Origin of the sequence: Paenibacillus taihuensis, from assembly GCF_003386535.1 — a bacterium.
GTDB lineage: Bacteria > Bacillota > Bacilli > Paenibacillales > Paenibacillaceae > Paenibacillus_Z > Paenibacillus_Z taihuensis.
Genome location: NZ_QTTN01000036.1, coordinates 17,683 through 33,666 on the forward strand (window position 1 = coordinate 17,683; position 15,984 = coordinate 33,666).

At 47.4% G+C, this 15,984-nt stretch carries 19 protein-coding genes; 17 read left to right on the top strand and 2 right to left on the bottom strand.

Annotation, left to right across the window (positions count from 1 at the left end; all coding sequences use genetic code 11):
* The first annotated feature begins 145 nt into the window (after positions 1-145).
* From A8990_RS23690 to A8990_RS23700, 3 genes are all read left to right on the top strand, one after another.
* Complete coding sequence (locus A8990_RS23690; RefSeq protein ID WP_181909749.1) at positions 146-979, top strand: GNAT family N-acetyltransferase; 834 nt, start codon at positions 146-148, stop codon at positions 977-979.
* 23 nt (positions 980-1,002) lie between these two features.
* The gene (locus tag A8990_RS23695) at positions 1,003-1,518 is read left to right on the top strand and encodes a DinB family protein (RefSeq protein ID WP_116191518.1); all 516 of its coding nucleotides are present in this window, start codon (positions 1,003-1,005) and stop codon (positions 1,516-1,518) included.
* A gap of 160 nt (positions 1,519-1,678) precedes the next feature.
* Positions 1,679-1,879 (top strand): cold-shock protein, encoded by a 201-nt coding sequence (locus A8990_RS23700; protein WP_116191519.1) that lies wholly within the window; start codon positions 1,679-1,681, stop codon positions 1,877-1,879.
* 60 nt (positions 1,880-1,939) lie between these two features.
* Here A8990_RS23700 and A8990_RS23705 read toward each other — a convergent pair whose 3' ends face one another.
* Positions 1,940-2,236 (bottom strand): hypothetical protein, encoded by a 297-nt coding sequence (locus A8990_RS23705; RefSeq protein WP_116191520.1) that lies wholly within the window; start codon positions 2,234-2,236, stop codon positions 1,940-1,942.
* An 83-nt stretch (positions 2,237-2,319) separates the two neighbouring features.
* Between A8990_RS23705 and A8990_RS32285 the strand changes: the two genes are divergently transcribed.
* The 12 genes from A8990_RS32285 to A8990_RS23770 all read left to right on the top strand — a co-directional run bounded on the left by A8990_RS32285 (position 2,320) and on the right by A8990_RS23770 (position 11,928).
* On the top strand, positions 2,320-2,589 hold the full coding sequence (locus A8990_RS32285; protein WP_245996171.1) for a phytanoyl-CoA dioxygenase family protein: 270 nt from the start codon (positions 2,320-2,322) through the stop codon (positions 2,587-2,589).
* Positions 2,590-2,624: 35 nt separating this feature from the next.
* Positions 2,625-3,158, top strand: a complete 534-nt coding sequence (locus A8990_RS32290; protein WP_245996173.1) for a phytanoyl-CoA dioxygenase family protein — start codon at positions 2,625-2,627, stop codon at positions 3,156-3,158.
* Between the two features lie 509 nt (positions 3,159-3,667).
* On the top strand, positions 3,668-4,090 hold the full coding sequence (locus A8990_RS23715; RefSeq protein WP_116191521.1) for a hypothetical protein: 423 nt from the start codon (positions 3,668-3,670) through the stop codon (positions 4,088-4,090).
* Positions 4,091-4,188: 98 nt separating this feature from the next.
* A complete protein-coding gene (locus A8990_RS23720; RefSeq protein WP_116191522.1) occupies positions 4,189-4,632 on the top strand; it encodes a hypothetical protein in 444 nt (147 codons plus the stop codon).
* Positions 4,633-5,216: 584 nt separating this feature from the next.
* Positions 5,217-6,020: a class I SAM-dependent methyltransferase gene (locus tag A8990_RS23730; protein ID WP_116191524.1), complete on the top strand. Its 804-nt coding sequence runs from the start codon at positions 5,217-5,219 to the stop codon at positions 6,018-6,020.
* 174 nt (positions 6,021-6,194) lie between these two features.
* Positions 6,195-7,148 (top strand): phosphotransferase enzyme family protein, encoded by a 954-nt coding sequence (locus tag A8990_RS23735; RefSeq protein WP_245996175.1) that lies wholly within the window; start codon positions 6,195-6,197, stop codon positions 7,146-7,148.
* A 351-nt stretch (positions 7,149-7,499) separates the two neighbouring features.
* Positions 7,500-8,051 (top strand): RDD family protein, encoded by a 552-nt coding sequence (locus A8990_RS23745; RefSeq protein ID WP_245996177.1) that lies wholly within the window; start codon positions 7,500-7,502, stop codon positions 8,049-8,051.
* Positions 8,052-8,070: 19 nt separating this feature from the next.
* Positions 8,071-8,844, top strand: a complete 774-nt coding sequence (locus tag A8990_RS23750; protein ID WP_116191525.1) for a class I SAM-dependent methyltransferase — start codon at positions 8,071-8,073, stop codon at positions 8,842-8,844.
* A gap of 27 nt (positions 8,845-8,871) precedes the next feature.
* Positions 8,872-9,366, top strand: a complete 495-nt coding sequence (locus A8990_RS23755) for an NUDIX domain-containing protein (RefSeq protein WP_116191526.1) — start codon at positions 8,872-8,874, stop codon at positions 9,364-9,366.
* A gap of 69 nt (positions 9,367-9,435) precedes the next feature.
* Positions 9,436-9,984 carry an HAD-IIIA family hydrolase gene (locus A8990_RS23760; RefSeq protein WP_116191563.1) on the top strand — a complete coding sequence of 183 codons (549 nt, stop codon included), beginning with the start codon at positions 9,436-9,438 and terminating at the stop codon, positions 9,982-9,984.
* Positions 9,985-10,075: 91 nt separating this feature from the next.
* Complete coding sequence (locus tag A8990_RS23765; protein ID WP_116191527.1) at positions 10,076-10,975, top strand: SDR family oxidoreductase; 900 nt, start codon at positions 10,076-10,078, stop codon at positions 10,973-10,975.
* 146 nt (positions 10,976-11,121) lie between these two features.
* Positions 11,122-11,928: a class I SAM-dependent methyltransferase gene (locus A8990_RS23770; RefSeq protein ID WP_116191528.1), complete on the top strand. Its 807-nt coding sequence runs from the start codon at positions 11,122-11,124 to the stop codon at positions 11,926-11,928.
* Between the two features lie 608 nt (positions 11,929-12,536).
* Here A8990_RS23770 and A8990_RS23775 read toward each other — a convergent pair.
* Positions 12,537-12,932, bottom strand: coding sequence for a LysM peptidoglycan-binding domain-containing protein (locus A8990_RS23775; RefSeq protein ID WP_116191529.1), 396 nt, complete (start codon positions 12,930-12,932; stop codon positions 12,537-12,539).
* A gap of 208 nt (positions 12,933-13,140) precedes the next feature.
* On the opposite strand from A8990_RS23775, the gene gabT reads away from it, so the two are divergent.
* On the top strand, positions 13,141-14,502 hold the full coding sequence (gene gabT / locus A8990_RS23780) for a 4-aminobutyrate--2-oxoglutarate transaminase (protein WP_116191530.1): 1,362 nt from the start codon (positions 13,141-13,143) through the stop codon (positions 14,500-14,502).
* Between the two features lie 6 nt (positions 14,503-14,508).
* Entirely contained in the window at positions 14,509-15,939 is a 1,431-nt protein-coding gene (locus A8990_RS23785; RefSeq protein ID WP_116191531.1) for an aldehyde dehydrogenase family protein, read from the top strand.
* The last annotated feature ends 45 nt before the right edge of the window (positions 15,940-15,984 follow it).

Consider the following 15,984-nt stretch of genomic DNA (forward strand, 5'->3'; position numbering starts at 1 on the left):
ATGTTGATAGGCTCGCTAAAGGACCACATCGCTGAGATGTGGTTTTTTTGTGCGCTGTTGGAAGCAGGGGAAAGTCAGTTCTTGCAGAATTTGTAAGATATACAATAAAGACTGGATGCAGCGTCCAGCAGAAGGATTGGTTAAGATGATCGAACTTCGAGAAGACGAGTTTCGGAATATTCTAGATGTTTTGCAGCAACCTGAAGGAATACATCATGTGTTTGTCTATTCTGTCATTGATCGGAAGCAGCAGGGTCTGGTGTATGTAAATAACAGGGATACCCCCACGGCAGGTTTAGTTGTAAACAAAGGTGGCTGCTATTTCGTATTCGGCGAGGCTGCTGACGATGATTTTAACAACGAATTGATTGCATTTCTGAGCGATCCATCGAACCACGCCAATTTCTTCGACTTGTATGTGTCATCTGAGGAGTGGCTCACGCTTCTGAAGCGTGCGTTAGAGGGAAATGTTGTACAGCTAACAAGAAGTCACTATAAGCTGGAGGAACTCTCTTCAAAGGCTCGAGAAATTCAGATTCCTGCGGAATATCAGCTCAAGGCGATAGATGAGGAGTTGTTTAACCAATATCGCGATCAGATTGATCATTCTTATTCGCACTTGTGGGGATCATCTGAAAGCTACTTGAAGCATGCATTTGGTTACTGCCTGCAGCAGGATAATGAATTTGCGAGTGTATGTAACACGTTCTATATCGGTGGCGGCTATATCGCTCCAGATATTATTACGATGAATGAATTCCGGAATAGAGGATTAGCAACCGTAGTTTGTGCATATTTTTTGAAGCATAGCTTTGAATCAGGCTTAACGCCTTGCTGGGATTGTGATGCTGGAAATGATGGATCGAATAGGCTCGCACAAGCATTAGGCTTTCGACATGCAGGCAATATTCCGATTCTGTGGTGGCACGAGGACAAAGGCGTTATTGCGAATTATCTCATGAATTATCACTACGTTTAAGGTGAAGGGAAGAGGTGTGAACCATGGTACATAATGCTTCGGCTATTATTAAGCAATACATACAGTATCTCGACAGCTATTCGATCGAGCAGCTGCGATATAAATCCGATGAAAACGTGTGGTCGATCGGGCAAATGTATATCCATGTCATCGAAGCGGCAAAGGAATACTTAGAGTATGCTGCAATATGCGCCAAGGCGACCGACGAAGCGACGGGTGGCAAAACAGAAGACGGCATGAAGACATTCGCCGAGAATGAGTGGCCCAATATCCGTGTGAAGCTTGATGAACCACCTAACTCGACAAGGAACCCAGAGAGCAAAGCTGAAGTCCAAGCTGGTCTGGATGAGTTGTTAGCCAAGTTGGAACAGTGCGAGGGCTTCATAGATGAAGCGAACCCGGCCTGCAAATTGCGCCATGGCTGGTTTGGCTGGCTTAACGCGCGCGAGTGGGTTGAGATGGTGAATATGCACAGCAGGCACCATCTGCGCCAAAAGGAGTTGCTTGATGAGAAGCTGGCGGAAGCGGGATTAGGATAGCAGTAAACCGCCAGGGACAATAGTCCCGATATTCTCGTTTGAAAATTTTTAATTAGAACTGACAAATTCCTACAAACTTTTTCTCGATTATGGGATATACTTATAAATAGTCCGCTTAGTTGGGCATACATATTGTTTAAACTTTGGAGGTTATTTATCAATGGAAACAGGTACAGTGAAATGGTTTAATGCAGAAAAAGGTTTTGGCTTCATTCAACGTGAAAACGGAGAAGATGTATTCGTTCATTTCTCTGCGATCCAAAGCGAAGGTTTCAAATCTTTGGACGAAGGTCAACGCGTACAATTCAATGTTGTAAAAGGTCAACGTGGACCTCAAGCGGAGAATGTTGTAAAACTGTAGTTATTAAATTTCAAGACAAGCCTGATCTTGACGATAAGTCAGGATCAGGCTTTTTATTATTTACTTGGACTCATTGGCTTGATGCTTGCCCAGTGCAGTCTTCTTCGTTGTTAATTGCTTGGCAAGGTCAGCTTGGCTGCGGGTAATGAGCTTGACCTCCTCATTCAATTTATTGATTCGTGTCATTTTGCTGCTTAAGTCGTTATGCGACTGGCTTAATTTCATATCTCGTTCCAATTGTTTAATCTTCGCTTGCGCTTTCTTCAGTTTGTTCTTGTCGTTTACGATTTTGCTTTCTATGTCAGCAATTTCCCGTTGCAGCTTGTTAATGATTGCTTTCGTAAAATTAATGGACATCCGTGCACCTCATCGTCATGTAGTGTAGCTAAATGATTATTTTACTATAAATAACTCGGTTAAGCGAGGACAATAGGATAAATATGGAACAACAAGCGAACGAAGTGCCAGATCTGGCCTCCACTTATGAACTTACAAATGATCAAATTTCAGATTATCGGAGGAATGGGCATGTCATGATTCGCCACGCGGCAACAGCCGAGGAAATCGCGGTTTATGAGCCGATTTTTACCCATTGGGTCAAAGAACTGAATTATCATGATAAGCCAATTGAGGAACGCGACACATACGGCAAAGCGTTTATTCAAATCGGCGGCCTCTGGCTGCAAGTGAGCAAATCAAACAGTTTGTAACGGCTGGGCAGTCCGCCAAAATAGCAGCGCAATTGATGGGGGCCAAAGCTGTTCGCCTGTACTACGATCAAGCGCTGTTCAAAGAGCCGGGTGGAGGGCGTACTCCGTGGCACCAAGATCAAATTTACTGGCCTTTTAACACAGATAAAATGATCACGATGTGGATGCCGCTTGTACCGATTTCCGAAGAAGTCGGATCGATGACTTTCGCTTCCGAGTCCCAGAAGATGGGGTATATCAGCAAGCTGGTCATTTCCGACGAGTCAGACCGTACGCTGGCGGGATACATAGAGCGTAAAGGATTCGAAAAGGTAACGTACGGTGCGATGGAGGCTGGCGATGCCACTTTTCATTCAGGCTGGACCCTCCACAACGCGCCAAGCAATCCTACGGACCAGATGCGGAAAGTGATGACCGTCATTTATGTGGCAGACGATGCGGTTATCGTTGAACCGGACAGCAATGCACGCCGCAGCGATTTGGAAGCTTGTCTCTCTGGGCAGAAACCTGGCGAAACGCCAAGTAGTCCGCTCAATCCGCTGTTGTACAGTGAGGATTGGGAACGATAGACGGAATAAATGGATTGTTCAATAAATGTAACACAAATGAAATCCTTTCTTTATCTCTGCTTAATGAAAGGCGATTATAATAAAACTCGACCCCCTTTTATAAAATATACCTTAGACTCGCAGCCCGTTGCTGCGGGTCTCTTTTTTGCGATTGCAGCAGTAGGCAGGATAATCGGAAGTTGAGTGGAATATTGTGGGAAGTGTTATTGAAGCAGCTAGCTTGGAAACCGGAGGGGAAATATGGCCATATTCATTTTTGTTGTTGGCATAATTCTAGTGTTAGGTGTCCTTAGAATCGATGGCATGATGAAGGAACATATAAAGAATGATAAGCGAATCATTGAAAGACTAGACATGTTAATCAATATCCAGAAGGATAAAAAAGAATGATGTAATTATTAAATATTGATGGTTATCTCTGTAAGTTAGTCTATGAATCGGGTATGCGTACAGACCTCTTCCTACAGTCTGAATAGATTGTAATACCTGTAGAAAAGAGGTGATGATTGATGGCTGTAAAATCCAAGATGACCAGGAACAGCGCGAAGCAATGGATCGGTCAACCCGTATGTATCGAATTAATGGACGGACGCTCTTACATTGGCTGGGTCACTGAAGCAGAGAGCGGGCAGCTGGTTTTGTCCGGACAGAGAATTCCGAATCCGGCAGACAAAGCTACGATTTCCGGTTTATTTCCTGGAATGCTTGGGTCAATGGTCGGTGGAGGCGGTTCGATGTTCGGCGGTGGAGGCGGCGGCTTGCTGCAGAACGCAGGGAGCATCGGCAAAGGCCTCGGCGGCGGGATTTTAGGTGGAGGCTTCGGGAGTATTGGAGGTATCATGGGGTTTATGGGTAATGCATTCCCGATGATAAAAATGGGCTATGGGATGATCAAATCCATTATGCCAATGCTGAAAATGTTTAACATTTAAACGAAGCTTTGACCCATTGAACAGGCTGTCGGCTAAACCGGCAGTCTGTTCAGATAACAAGCATGATAACTCAACTATCGGATTTGGGGAGCGTCTCCATGAACAAGAAAACGAAATACATACTCATTGTATTATCGCTATGCTTCGCTGTTCTCCTCTATAAATATGTTGAATCCCATGGTCAAAAGAAAGAACTTAAAAGCGCAATTGATGCCGCTTATAAAGTTCAGCTGAGCAAAACACTTGAAAGTTTCAGTATGGAAGTGAATGATTATACATACAGATCGATGATTTCGAGTGTTTATAGCGTGGCCTCAATGTCAGAGCTGACTTCTTTTGAGAAAGCTAATGATGACCTGGATATCAGTTTATATAACCTCTATTATTCATTAAGAGAAGAGAAATCCAAAGACAAAGTCTTAGCGCGAATTGATGATCTGCACGAGGTTTTCTTTAAGATGGTACTGGATCCGGCAAGCAAAGAAGCGACGGATAAATTGATTCAAATTGCCAATGAAACGTTTTTTAGTGTCAAAGATTAAGCAGTCAGAAATGATCGGCTTCCTTTGGTTCAGATTTCTTTCGCAGCTCTTTGTTGTGATGTTTAATATAGAAATATAAATAGATACCCGAGACCACAGTGCCAACAATAAGTATGCACGCCAGCAGTAATGATATCGAGTTAAGTGAGGAGTTTACTGATTCTAATCGAGAGCTTATTTGTCCCAAAGCTCGAACTTCATTATCTGAGTTATTACCCACATTGTTACTAAGATTATTCAACTGCATTTTTAACTGATCTAATAGTTGTTCCAGGTCGCCCATTTACACTCACCTCATTCTAATCATGGCTAGCTGACATTTTATTGGTCTGATTTCCATCTTTTGTTGAATGTATTACATATATGCTGTCGTCTCTGAGATTAGAAGAATGGAGGGAAGCGTTATAAAGCTACATATTCTCGGTGGTGCGGGCAGCGGTAAGTCGCATTTTTCAGAACTACTGAATAAGAACAAGCACTGCCACATTTTATAGATTACTGTGACTTTAAGGATAAAATGATCATTATAGAAAATAACGAGCATCTGCTTGATCTTATTTAGGGTCAGTGAGGAGAGTATTCCTATGGATGATCACGTTGATATCGTAAAAAGATTCTATGACGACACTGTTCATTACGAGTGGCATCGATTAGATCGTCACAAGATAGAGTTCGAGCTTACGAAACGTTACCTGGATCGCTACTTAAAGCTCAAAGACCGCGTATTGGACCTCGGAGGTGGGCCGGGGAATTATTCTCTTTACCTTGCGGAGCTCGGTTGCGATGTTACGCTTGCAGACCTATCACCTAAGAACATAGAGTTCGCACAAAATAAAGCACAGGAACTCGGATTGCCTCTCCATGCAACTTGCGCAGACAGCCGAGATTTATCGGCATTCGAAGACGAATCTTTTGACCACATTCTATGTATGGGACCGATGTATCACCTGCAAGATGAGCATGACCGGATGAAGACGATTAATGAATGCTTGAGTAAATTAACAAGAAACGGAACTTTATTCGTGTCATTCGTCTCTTCTTTTTCCTTCGTTTGGGACTATCTCCTTCGCGATCCCAGCTTGATTTTGTTAGAAGAACGAAAGTCAGAGCTTCACATCATTCGTGATGATGTTAATTTTGCAGGGCACGGTTTCACTGAAAACTTCTATATCCGGCCGAAGGATGTGCTTCCATTCTTTGAGAAGTTTGAAGTGGAGAAACTTCACTTGGTGAACTGCGAAAGCTTCTTATATTTACGCGAGCCGGAGCTGCTTGCTCAGCCAGCTGAAGTAGTCACAGCCTGGTTGGATTTAGCAGAACAGGTATGTGAACGAGAAGACCTAATGAGTGTAGCTGAGCATTTGATGTATATTGGGCGAAAAGGGTAGCCCTGTTACGGGTTTGTGTGTGGGCTTACTCGAGTTTGGACAGGAGGCGATTTTATAAATTATAACGAGGTTGTTAAGATCAGTAGTACATATTTACTTACCGTGGCCTCAGAGCTGTATGGATTAGAAGGCTATGAAATCATATTAGTTAATGCCCCTCATAGAGGGCGAAATGTGGTTTATAGCTGTGAGAAAGAGGACTCCGATGCCAAAATACTTAGAATCGCTTTCTTAAAGGACAGAAGCCGGGAAGATTTAATAGCCGAGCTTGAGTATGTCAGATATTTATTCGAACATGGCGGAAGTGTCTCGGATGTAGTGAACTCCCTGAAGGGAAATCTGCTGGAAGAAATCACTTATAATGACCATAGCTTCTTTATCTGTATGTTTTATAAGGCAGCAGGAAAGCTGCTTGTGGAGAATAATTACCAGTATCGGGAAGGAGCACCAATTACCGAATATTACTATAACTGCGGTAAAGTCCTGGGGGCTCTTCATCAAATATCGAAAGGCTATACACCAGTCCATCGCCGGAAGAGTTTCTTTGACAAATACAATGTGGACTATATTGAAGAACTAATACCCAGTTCGTTACCTCTGTTAAAGGAGAAGATGTTAAACCTCATTCAAGCATTGGAAGAATTGGACAAGAATCGTGAGTCTTACGGTATGGTCCACTTTGATTACAACGATGGGAATTATTCGATAAATATGGATACCGGGCAAATTACCGTATATGATTTCGATAATTCATGTTACTGTTGGTATTTGTTTGACTTCGCAAGTGTATGGACAATTGGTGTTGGCTGGGTACAATTTGAACCTGATGTCGGTAAACGAAAGCAATTCATGGATGATTACTTTGAAACAATCCTTAAGGGATATAGATCTGAGACAGAAGTAGAGGATTCCATGCTCACGAAATTACCTTTATTCATTCAAGCTAATCTCTTGGAAGGTATCGTAGATGCATTCGAGGTTATGCGGAACAACCGCCAAGAACCGAAGTGTGATGAGGAATTGTCGTTTCGGATTAAATGCATGGAAGAGGATATTCCGTATCTGGGATTTTTCCATGAAGTTTACTCGTGTGAAGAACCTTTTGAATGCGAGGAACGAAGGATTTAGTTTATAGCTGTTGAACTAATCGGAGGTAAGTCTATGTTATATATCTTTGGCGGGTTGCCTGGCACCGGCAAGTCTACGCGCGCCAAGCTTGGCGCGGTGTGGCGGAGTCACTCGAGATTCCATTTGTTGAAATCGAAGTAGTCTGCTCCGACGAATATGAACACAGACATCGAGTTACGACGCGAACAACGGATATTCCCGGCTTTAAGCTCCCCACGTGGGACGAGGTTAAGAACCGACATTACGAGGTGTGGGACCGCGATCACATCGTTATCGATACGGCTCATCAAACCGTGGAGGAAAGCTTAAAGGTTTTACGCGAACTGCTGGGTTTGAAGACAAAACTATGAAATGATTGAGAAGGGGATAGTTGTGCATAGGCATGGAGAAATAAGAAGCGTTTCTTTAGGAACCCGAATACTCGCCTTTTTATGGGATTATGTTCTCATTACGTGCTACATCAGCTTGCTCATCTGCATATCTTTTCTATTGCGTCCGTTGTTGGTTCCAATGTTTACGAAAAACCCGATATGGGCAGAGATGAATGGGTTTATGTTCATCACACTGCCTGTATATCTTTATTTTGCGATATGCGAGGGCTCGAAATGGCATGCGACATGGGGAAAACGAAAGATGGGGATCATGTTGGCTGGCCATGAGGGTAGATCAATCGGACTCGGGACTTCGTTGTTTCGTTCTGCGATTAAATTTCTCCCTTGGGAGCTAGCCCATTTCACCATCTGGCACATGGTCATTCCTTCTGATTTCTCCGATTCTCTCATTTATTCATTATTGGCGGTCGTTTATGGTCTTGTGCTCGTTTATCTGATAAGTCCATTAATTAGTAGAAATAAACAAACCGTATATGACTTAATTGCGGGGACTATGATACGGTATAAATGATGAGAATGGAGGTCTTTGATTGCAAGAACGATTTGCTAGGACGAATAAAGCTGCATGGGAAAAGAAGGCTTATCAAGCATGGGTGCAGGCACATGGAGCCCCTAATGAACTTGCCGAGGAGCTTAAACAGAATTACAGGCATCTTCTGCGCTATTGGTTAAAATATATTGGCGACCCGAAGGGAAAGAGAGTGCTTAATCTTCTTGGTTCAAATGGACGAAAAGCAATTTCACTCGCATTGCTAGGTGCGGACGTTACTGTGGTGGACATTTCCGAAGAGAATCGATTATACGCCACAGATGTTGCTGCAGCTGCAGGTGTCGATATCAATTACATTTGTTCGGATGCTTTGAACATACCCAATGAAGAGCGTTTAGGCGAGTTTGATATCGTTTTGATGGAATTTGGTATCCTGCACTATTTCACAGACCTTAGCTCAATCTTTGCTGTGGTACATAGAAGACTGGCTCCTGATGGGCGCTATATTTTGACTGATTTTCATCCTTTGGCTCGTGCGTTAACAAGCGGCAATTATTTTGACGATCGTATCAAAGAAGGCGAAGTCGCGTTTGCAAAGCTGTTGCCAGAAGAAGAACGTGCGGAGACAGGTAAGGTGTTGGTTCGAGGCTGGACAATCGGAGAGATCATAAGCTCAATTGCAGCAACAGGGCTTTTTATACGGACTTTTGAAGAGATTCCTAGTAAAGCTAATCCTTCGATTCCTGAGTTTTATACGCTGATCGCGGATCATATTGGTATTGAAGGAAATGGACTAGATCCTTTATCGAGATAAGCGAGAAATGCAAAAGGTGGGGAAAGCTTGAGAATTAGGACAGCAGCAAGGGCAATGATCATTCAAGATGAGAAGTTACTCGTCCTTAGACGTACTGGAATACAAGGGGAGTTCTATGTTCTCCCTGGTGGTGGACAAGAACTTGGCGAGAGCATACAAGAAACGTTGGTAAGAGAAGTACTCGAAGAAGTTAGTCTGGTGGTAGAACCAGAGCAGCTTCTCTTTATTAATGAATTTATTGGCAAGAGGGATTCTCTTTTCCCTGAATTAGAGCCCGATGTCCACCAGATTGACTTTACTTTTCTATGCAAAGTCATGTCCAATCATGATGCGCGAGTTGGAGAGACTCCAGACGTAGATCAGGTGGGCATTTCTTGGATTCCGCTGGAAGAAATTACCGATTATAATTTGCATCCACGTAATGATGTCCATTTTATATTAGGTGCACCTTCGAGAGACGCGTTATCACAATGGATTTTAAATAAGGAAACCGTTATTTCTCCTTCATTCATAGCTGGTTAGCTAGGAGTAATAGTGCAATCACAACAGGCTGCCGAATAGATGCTCGGTGGCCTTTTTGGGAGTGAGCGTATGTCAACCATTCAAGCTGTTTTTGCGGACCGCGATGGAACGATCGGCGGGACTGGGCATTTTATTCATCCGAGAGATTTCGAACTGTATCCTTCATCGTTGGAAGCTATCCAATTACTGAAAATGCATGGAATAAAAGTATTCGCCCTTACGAATCAGCACAATATTGCCAAAGGTTTGGCTACGGAAGAAGACTTCACTAACCAATTCATGCAGTATGGTTTCGATGCGGCATATATTTGCCCTCATGAGCCTGAAGACGGTTGTGAATGTCATAAACCAAGACCGGGTCTGCTGCTTCGAGCTGCGAGAGAACATGGACTAGACTTGGCACACTGTGTAGTAATTGGCGACGTAGGTTCAACCGATATGCTGGCGGCATCCGCAGTTGGGTCTCGCAGAGTTCTTGTTAAGACCGGCTGGGGAAAGCAATCACTCGAGAAGTATCGGCACAAATGGTATGAGCAAGCAACGCCGGATTTTGTCGCAAAGGATTTGCTAGATGGAGTTCGGTGGTTGATAGAGAATTTGCACAACGGAACCTCATAGGAAAATTAAGGAACTACTTCTGTTCAATCAAGCACCACCTGGGCTCTAGGCGAATATCCTGCCTTTGTTAAGTGCGAAAGGAGGATTCACTGTGATTCCCGGTTATCCCTATTACGGTTCCGAGGAGCGCTGTCGGCAGGTGCCGATTACGTTCCCGCCGCAGCATCAGAATGTGCAGCCAGGCCTTGAATACTTAATGAACCCGACGCCAATCTCAGATAATCCGGCCTACAAGGGCAGCGGCAAAATGAACGGAAAATTCGCTATCATCACAGGCGGTGACAGCGGGATCGGTCGTGCAATCGCTATCGGTTTTGCCAAAGAAGGCGCAGATATGGCGATCGTCTACTTGTATGAGCGCGAGGATGCGGAAGCGACAAGACGGATGGTGGCGCAGTATGGACGCAAATGTCTGCTGATCGAAGGCGATTTGCGCAATCCTGCTTTCTCGCCGGAAGTTGTTCGCAGAACGATTGAAGCATACGGCAGGCTCGATGTACTCGTCATGGGCCAAGGCGTGCAATATCCGCAGGATTGCATTACGGACATCTCCAATGAGCAGATGGAGCAAACGTATCGAACGAATATTTTCCCCATGTTCTATCTGGTGAAAGCGGCCTACCCTCACTTGAAATCAGGCAGCTCGATCATCTCCACAGCATCGGTTACTGCGTATGCAGGCGCGCCGCTCCTGGTCGATTACTCATCGACGAAAGGTGCGATCGTGTCGTTCACCCGCTCTTTATCGCTGCAGCTCGCATGCAAAGGAATTCGCGTCAACGCGGTCGCACCAGGCCCGATCTGGACGCCGCTCATCGTATCGAGCTATTCGGCAGAGTATGTGAAGACATTTGGGCTGGAGACAGCGATGAAGCGTGCAGGCCAACCTTTTGAGCTCGCGCCGACTTATATTTATTTGGCATCCGACGATTCGTCGTTCGTCACGGGACAGGTGCTCCATGTGAATGGCGGCATCATGACCGAGACTTAATTGGAAAAGCATAGGAAAAGCATAGGAAGAGAATAGGAAGAGAATAGGAAGAGCTTCGCTCCAGATGGGCGGAGTTTTTTTGTTGTTTACAGCAGCGCGTCCGTCTATTAGAATGGATGAAATTACCACTGGAGGTGTTCGCCTGTATGGAAGAAATTATCGATTACTATTCCGGCTTTGATGAGTGGGGGCGGCTTGACCGGGAACCGCTCGAGTTCAAAGTAAACCTGCATTACATTAGGTCGACTCTGCCTCAGGGCGGACACCTTCTGGACAACGGCGCTGGCCCGGGCAAATATGCGATGGAGCTGGCAAAGCTAGGCTATCGGGTTACGCTCAGCGATTTGACGCCAAGATTGGTGGAGGTCGCCAAGGCGAAGGCGGTTGGGATGGGGCTTTCAGGTCATTTTGCCGATTTCCTGGTGCAGGATGCGAGACATCTGAGCCAGCTAGAGAGCAATCAATTCGATGCGTCGCTCATGTTAGGCCCGTTATACCATTTGCAAGATGAAGCCGATCGTGTGCAGGCGCTGCAAGAGCTGCACCGTGTCACGAAGTCCGGGGGACTCGTATTCGTAGCCGTTCGGCCTCGCACGAGCAAGCTGCTCTCTGCACTGATGGCTCCTACTCAGTGGAAGCCGCTGGATCAGGTCGCGGCCATCCGCGATTTTATGCAGTCAGGCGTGTTCAATCATGCAGATAAAGGCAGGTTTACCGGCGCGTATTTCTTCAACATCGAGGACGTGAAGCCTTTCTTCGAGCAGCATGGTTTTGAGACGATTCAGTTAATCTCGTCAAAAGGTATCGGCGGACGCTTAACCGAAGAGCATTGGGCATATTGGCGCGAACGTGGCGAAGAGGATGCGGTCTTGGAGCTCATCTATGAATCTGCGAAGGACCCGCATTTGCTGGGGACGGCTTCGCATTTGCTGTATATAGGGCGGAAGAAATGATAGAAAAGACAGGAAGCCTGGGAGGCTGAGAGTCGAGAAAACCGACTCTCAGCGGCGACAAGCTGCGTATCCAGCGCTGAGAGTCGGAATATCCGAGTCTCAGAATCGAGAGGGTCCGAATCCGCGCCGCCTGGGAAGGCTGAGAGTCGAGAAATCCGACTCTCAGAATCGAGAGGGTCCGAATCCGCGCCGCCTGGGAGGCTGAGAGGCGAGAAATCCGACTCTCAGCGGCGAAAAGCCGCGTATCAAGCACTGAGAGTCGGAATATCCGACTCTCAGAATCGAGAGGGCCCGAATCTACGCCGCCTGGGAGGCTGAGAGTCGAGAAATTCGACTCTCAGCGGCGAAAAGCCGCGCATCCAGCGCTGAGAGTCGGAATATCCGACTCTCAGAATTCAGAGGTCCGAATCCGCGCCGCCTGGGAAGGCTGAGAGTCGAGAAATCCGACTCTCAGAATCGAGAACGCTCCAGGTCGAGCCTGTAAACTGCTAATAAAAGCATGGATGGATGCAAAAAAAGAGCTAAGCATATTTACGCCGCTTAGCTCTTTTTCATTTTTCGGGTATCATTTGACTGGTAGGACAGCCCTCTATAATTCAATACATTCCTTATTGCTGCTGCGACGTTGTACCAGTACCTTGCATACCTTGCACGGCGTGCGCAGGCATCTCGGAGTAGGATTTTTGGCAAACCATGTTCGAGATGCGAGGAATGTAGATCGTTTCGCCTTTTTTCATTGCGCTCGGGTTCACATGCGGATTTGCTTCTTCCATGATGGAGAGCGGCATGTTGTACTTGTGGCAGATCGATGCCATTGTGTCGCCGGTTTGCACTTGGTGCGTCGCGAAAACCATGTCATCGGACTTCCCGTCACGGAAGAATGGGAAGAAGAACGGCGAGAAGAAGAAAAACGGGAACAAGAAGCGGTTCGGGAAGAACGGGTGAACGAACGGACGGAAGAACGGACGGCCAAACCCGCCGCCTGGGAAAAATCCACGATCCATTAAGCTACCTCCATATGAAAAAAATGGTTATTTGACTATATAGCATATCGCGGCTCCTGCGGATTCGTACCACGTCCAGTTAAAATAGGCGAACGATTAAAAAACTGTAGGCGACGGCGAGCACCGGCGAATTGGCACGAATCTTGCTTCTTTACTAGGCAGATAAAGGAACGAGTTACACGATAATCTTCCTATAAGGAGCGACGAGATGGACTTTCAATCGAAACGCCAGTTTGTATCGGTTGCCGCCGATTTTCCCGGACCTGCCGCGAGGAAGCTGCTGGAGGCAAGGCGGCAGTATGTGCCGCAAGGGCTGTCGAACACGACGCCGATCTTCGTGCAGCAGGCGCAAGGAGCGCTCGTTACGGAAGTGGATGGCAATGTGTTTCTTGATTTTGCCGGAGCGATCGGCTCACTGAATGTCGGGCACTGCCCGCCGGAAGTAGTCGAAGCGCTGCAGCGTCAAGCGGAGCAGTACATTCATAGCTGCTTCCACGTCGCGATGTATGAGCCTTACGTGAAGCTGGCAGAGAAGCTGGCTTCGATCACGCCGGGCACATTCGCGAAGAAGACGATTCTGCTGAACAGCGGAGCTGAAGCGGTAGAGAATGCGGTGAAGATTGCGCGGAAGTATACGGGAAAGCCCGGCATTGTGTCGTTCTCCCGCGGATTCCATGGCCGGACGCTGCTTGGCATGTCGCTCACGAGCAAGGTGAAGCCATATAAATTCCAGATGGGTCCTTATGCGCCAGCGACGTACAAAGCGATGTATCCTTACCCGCTGTACCGTCCAGAAGGAATGACGGAAGAGGCATATGCAAACTTCTGCGTGGATCAGTTTGAGCAATTTTTGCTCACCGAAGCGGCGCCGGAGGAGCTTGCTGCGGTTATTATGGAACCTGTACAAGGTGAAGGCGGGTTCATCATTCCGCCCATTTCTTATGTGCAAGGCATCTTTGAGATTTGCCAAAAGAAAGGTATTCTGTTTATTAGCGATGAAATCCAGACCGGATTCGGCCGGACGGGAACGATGTTCGCCTCTACACAGTTCGGCATCGAGCCGGACCTGATCACAATGTCAAAGTCACTAGCGGCAGGCGTGCCAATTAGCGCCGTAACGGGGCGAGCCGAGATTATGGATGCGCCAAGCATAGGAGAAATCGGCGGCACATACGGAGGAAGCCCGCTCGGATGCGTGGCTGCACTTGCGACTATTGAACTTATAGAGCGCGACCGCTTATGCGAGCGTTCGGTGCAGATCGGCGAGCAGATTCGCAGCTTCTTCGGCGCGCTGCAGCAGCAGTTCCCGATCATTGCGGAGGTTCGCGGACTTGGCGCGATGTGCGCGCTTGAATTTGCGGACCCGGCAACCGGGAAGCCGCTGAAGGAGTTCGTCGCGAAGCTGGTCAAGGCTTGCTGCGAATCCGGCGTCATCGTGCTGAGCGCAGGCATCTACAGCAATGTGCTAAGATTTCTAACACCGCTCGTGATAACGGATGAACAGCTGCAGGAAGGGCTGCAAATTATAAGGGATGCCATTGCATCCACAGCCGGAACTGGATCGTACTAAAGGGGGATGCACGAGATGAAGAAAAAACTATACATCGGTGGAAAATGGGTAGAGCCGGGAGCGTATGCACCGCTCTATTCGCCGTATTCGGGAACGCTGCTTGCCGAAATTCCGCTGGCAACGAAGGAAGAGACGGAGCGCGCAATCGCGGCAGCTTATGAAGCAAGGGCGATTATGGCAAGCATGCCGGCGCATAAGCGGGCTGCCATTCTCGAGAAGCTGAGCCAGCTCATGGCTCAGCGGGCGGATGAGGCGGCCAGCATTATTGCGCTTGAGGCTGCGAAGCCGATCAAGACCGCGCGAACGGAAGTGGATCGGACGATCCAGACGTACAAGTTCGCGGCAGAGGAAGCGAAGCGGGTGACGGGCGAGATGATTCCGCTCGATGCCGCGCCTGGCGGAGAAGGCCGGATCGCATATACGGTGCGTGAGCCGCTTGGGGTGATCGGCGCCATTACGCCGTTCAACTTCCCGATGAACCTGGTCGCCCATAAGGTCGGGCCGGCCATCGCTTCGGGCAATACGATTGTGCTGAAGCCGGCTTCGCAGACGCCGCTGTCGGCGTTCTTTCTGGCGGAGCTGCTTGAGGAGGCGGGACTTCCGGCAGGAGCGTTCAATGTGGTCACGGGCTCAGGCGCGGTGATTGGTGACGTGATCGTACAAGATGAGCGGGTAAAAGCAATCTCGTTCACGGGCAGCCCACAGGTTGGCATCGGCATCCGAAACCGTGCAGGTCTGAAGCGGGTGGCGCTCGAGCTCGGTTCGAATTCAGCGCTCATCGTTGATAAGGAAGTGCCGCTTGCGAAGCTCATTTCTCGCTGCGTCTCGGGTGCTTTTGCCTACCAAGGTCAAGTTTGCATCTCGTTACAGCGTATCTATGTGCACACTGATATTTTTGACGAATTCGTGGAGCAGTTCACTGCGGCTGCAAGCCTGTTAAAGCTTGGTGACCCGCTTGATCCGAACACCGACCTGTCTACCATGATCACGAAGCAGGATACATCCAGAGCACTAGGCTGGATTGAAGAGGCTGTTCAGCAGGGCGCAAAGCTGGCAAGCGGCGGGAAGGTAGCGAATGGGATGGTGCTGCCAACCGTGCTGCTGGAGGTCGACCCTGCGGCAAAAGTGTCCTGCGAAGAGGTGTTCGCGCCAATCGTCATCATTAACCGCATCCAGGATATCGGCGAAGGGATCGCTCATATTAATGATTCTCGCTACGGGCTGCACGCAGGTATTTACACAAACAACATTCATACGGCTTTTGAAGCCGCAGAGAAGCTGCATGTTGGCGGTGTACTTATCAACGATATTCCGACATTCCGGGTTGACCATATGCCGTACGGCGGCGTGAAGGAAAGCGGCATCGGCAGAGAAGGCGTGAAGTATGCCATTGAAGAAATGACGGAGCTGAAGACTATTATTATTAATCGGACCTAGCTGTAGGCGAATAGAATATAAGGATTGAGCATGAGCCCCATGAGG

What these genes read in the sequence shown, in the direction of transcription:
- A8990_RS23785 (WP_116191531.1), top strand. Translation starts at nt 14,509, where the DNA reads ATGCACGAGATGAAGAAAAAACTATACATCGGTGGAAAATGGGTAGAG.
- A8990_RS23745 (WP_245996177.1), top strand. Translation starts at nt 7,500, where the DNA reads ATGATTGAGAAGGGGATAGTTGTGCATAGGCATGGAGAAATAAGAAGC.
- gabT (WP_116191530.1), top strand. Translation starts at nt 13,141, where the DNA reads ATGGACTTTCAATCGAAACGCCAGTTTGTATCGGTTGCCGCCGATTTT.
- A8990_RS23720 (WP_116191522.1), top strand. Translation starts at nt 4,189, where the DNA reads ATGAACAAGAAAACGAAATACATACTCATTGTATTATCGCTATGCTTC.
- A8990_RS23770 (WP_116191528.1), top strand. Translation starts at nt 11,122, where the DNA reads ATGGAAGAAATTATCGATTACTATTCCGGCTTTGATGAGTGGGGGCGG.
- A8990_RS23705 (WP_116191520.1), bottom strand. Translation starts at nt 2,236, where the DNA reads ATGTCCATTAATTTTACGAAAGCAATCATTAACAAGCTGCAACGGGAA.
- A8990_RS32285 (WP_245996171.1), top strand. Translation starts at nt 2,320, where the DNA reads ATGGAACAACAAGCGAACGAAGTGCCAGATCTGGCCTCCACTTATGAA.
- A8990_RS23730 (WP_116191524.1), top strand. Translation starts at nt 5,217, where the DNA reads ATGGATGATCACGTTGATATCGTAAAAAGATTCTATGACGACACTGTT.
- A8990_RS32290 (WP_245996173.1), top strand. Translation starts at nt 2,625, where the DNA reads ATGGGGGCCAAAGCTGTTCGCCTGTACTACGATCAAGCGCTGTTCAAA.
- A8990_RS23700 (WP_116191519.1), top strand. Translation starts at nt 1,679, where the DNA reads ATGGAAACAGGTACAGTGAAATGGTTTAATGCAGAAAAAGGTTTTGGC.
- A8990_RS23715 (WP_116191521.1), top strand. Translation starts at nt 3,668, where the DNA reads ATGGCTGTAAAATCCAAGATGACCAGGAACAGCGCGAAGCAATGGATC.
- A8990_RS23775 (WP_116191529.1), bottom strand. Translation starts at nt 12,932, where the DNA reads ATGGATCGTGGATTTTTCCCAGGCGGCGGGTTTGGCCGTCCGTTCTTC.
- A8990_RS23695 (WP_116191518.1), top strand. Translation starts at nt 1,003, where the DNA reads ATGGTACATAATGCTTCGGCTATTATTAAGCAATACATACAGTATCTC.
- A8990_RS23690 (WP_181909749.1), top strand. Translation starts at nt 146, where the DNA reads ATGATCGAACTTCGAGAAGACGAGTTTCGGAATATTCTAGATGTTTTG.
- A8990_RS23760 (WP_116191563.1), top strand. Translation starts at nt 9,436, where the DNA reads ATGTCAACCATTCAAGCTGTTTTTGCGGACCGCGATGGAACGATCGGC.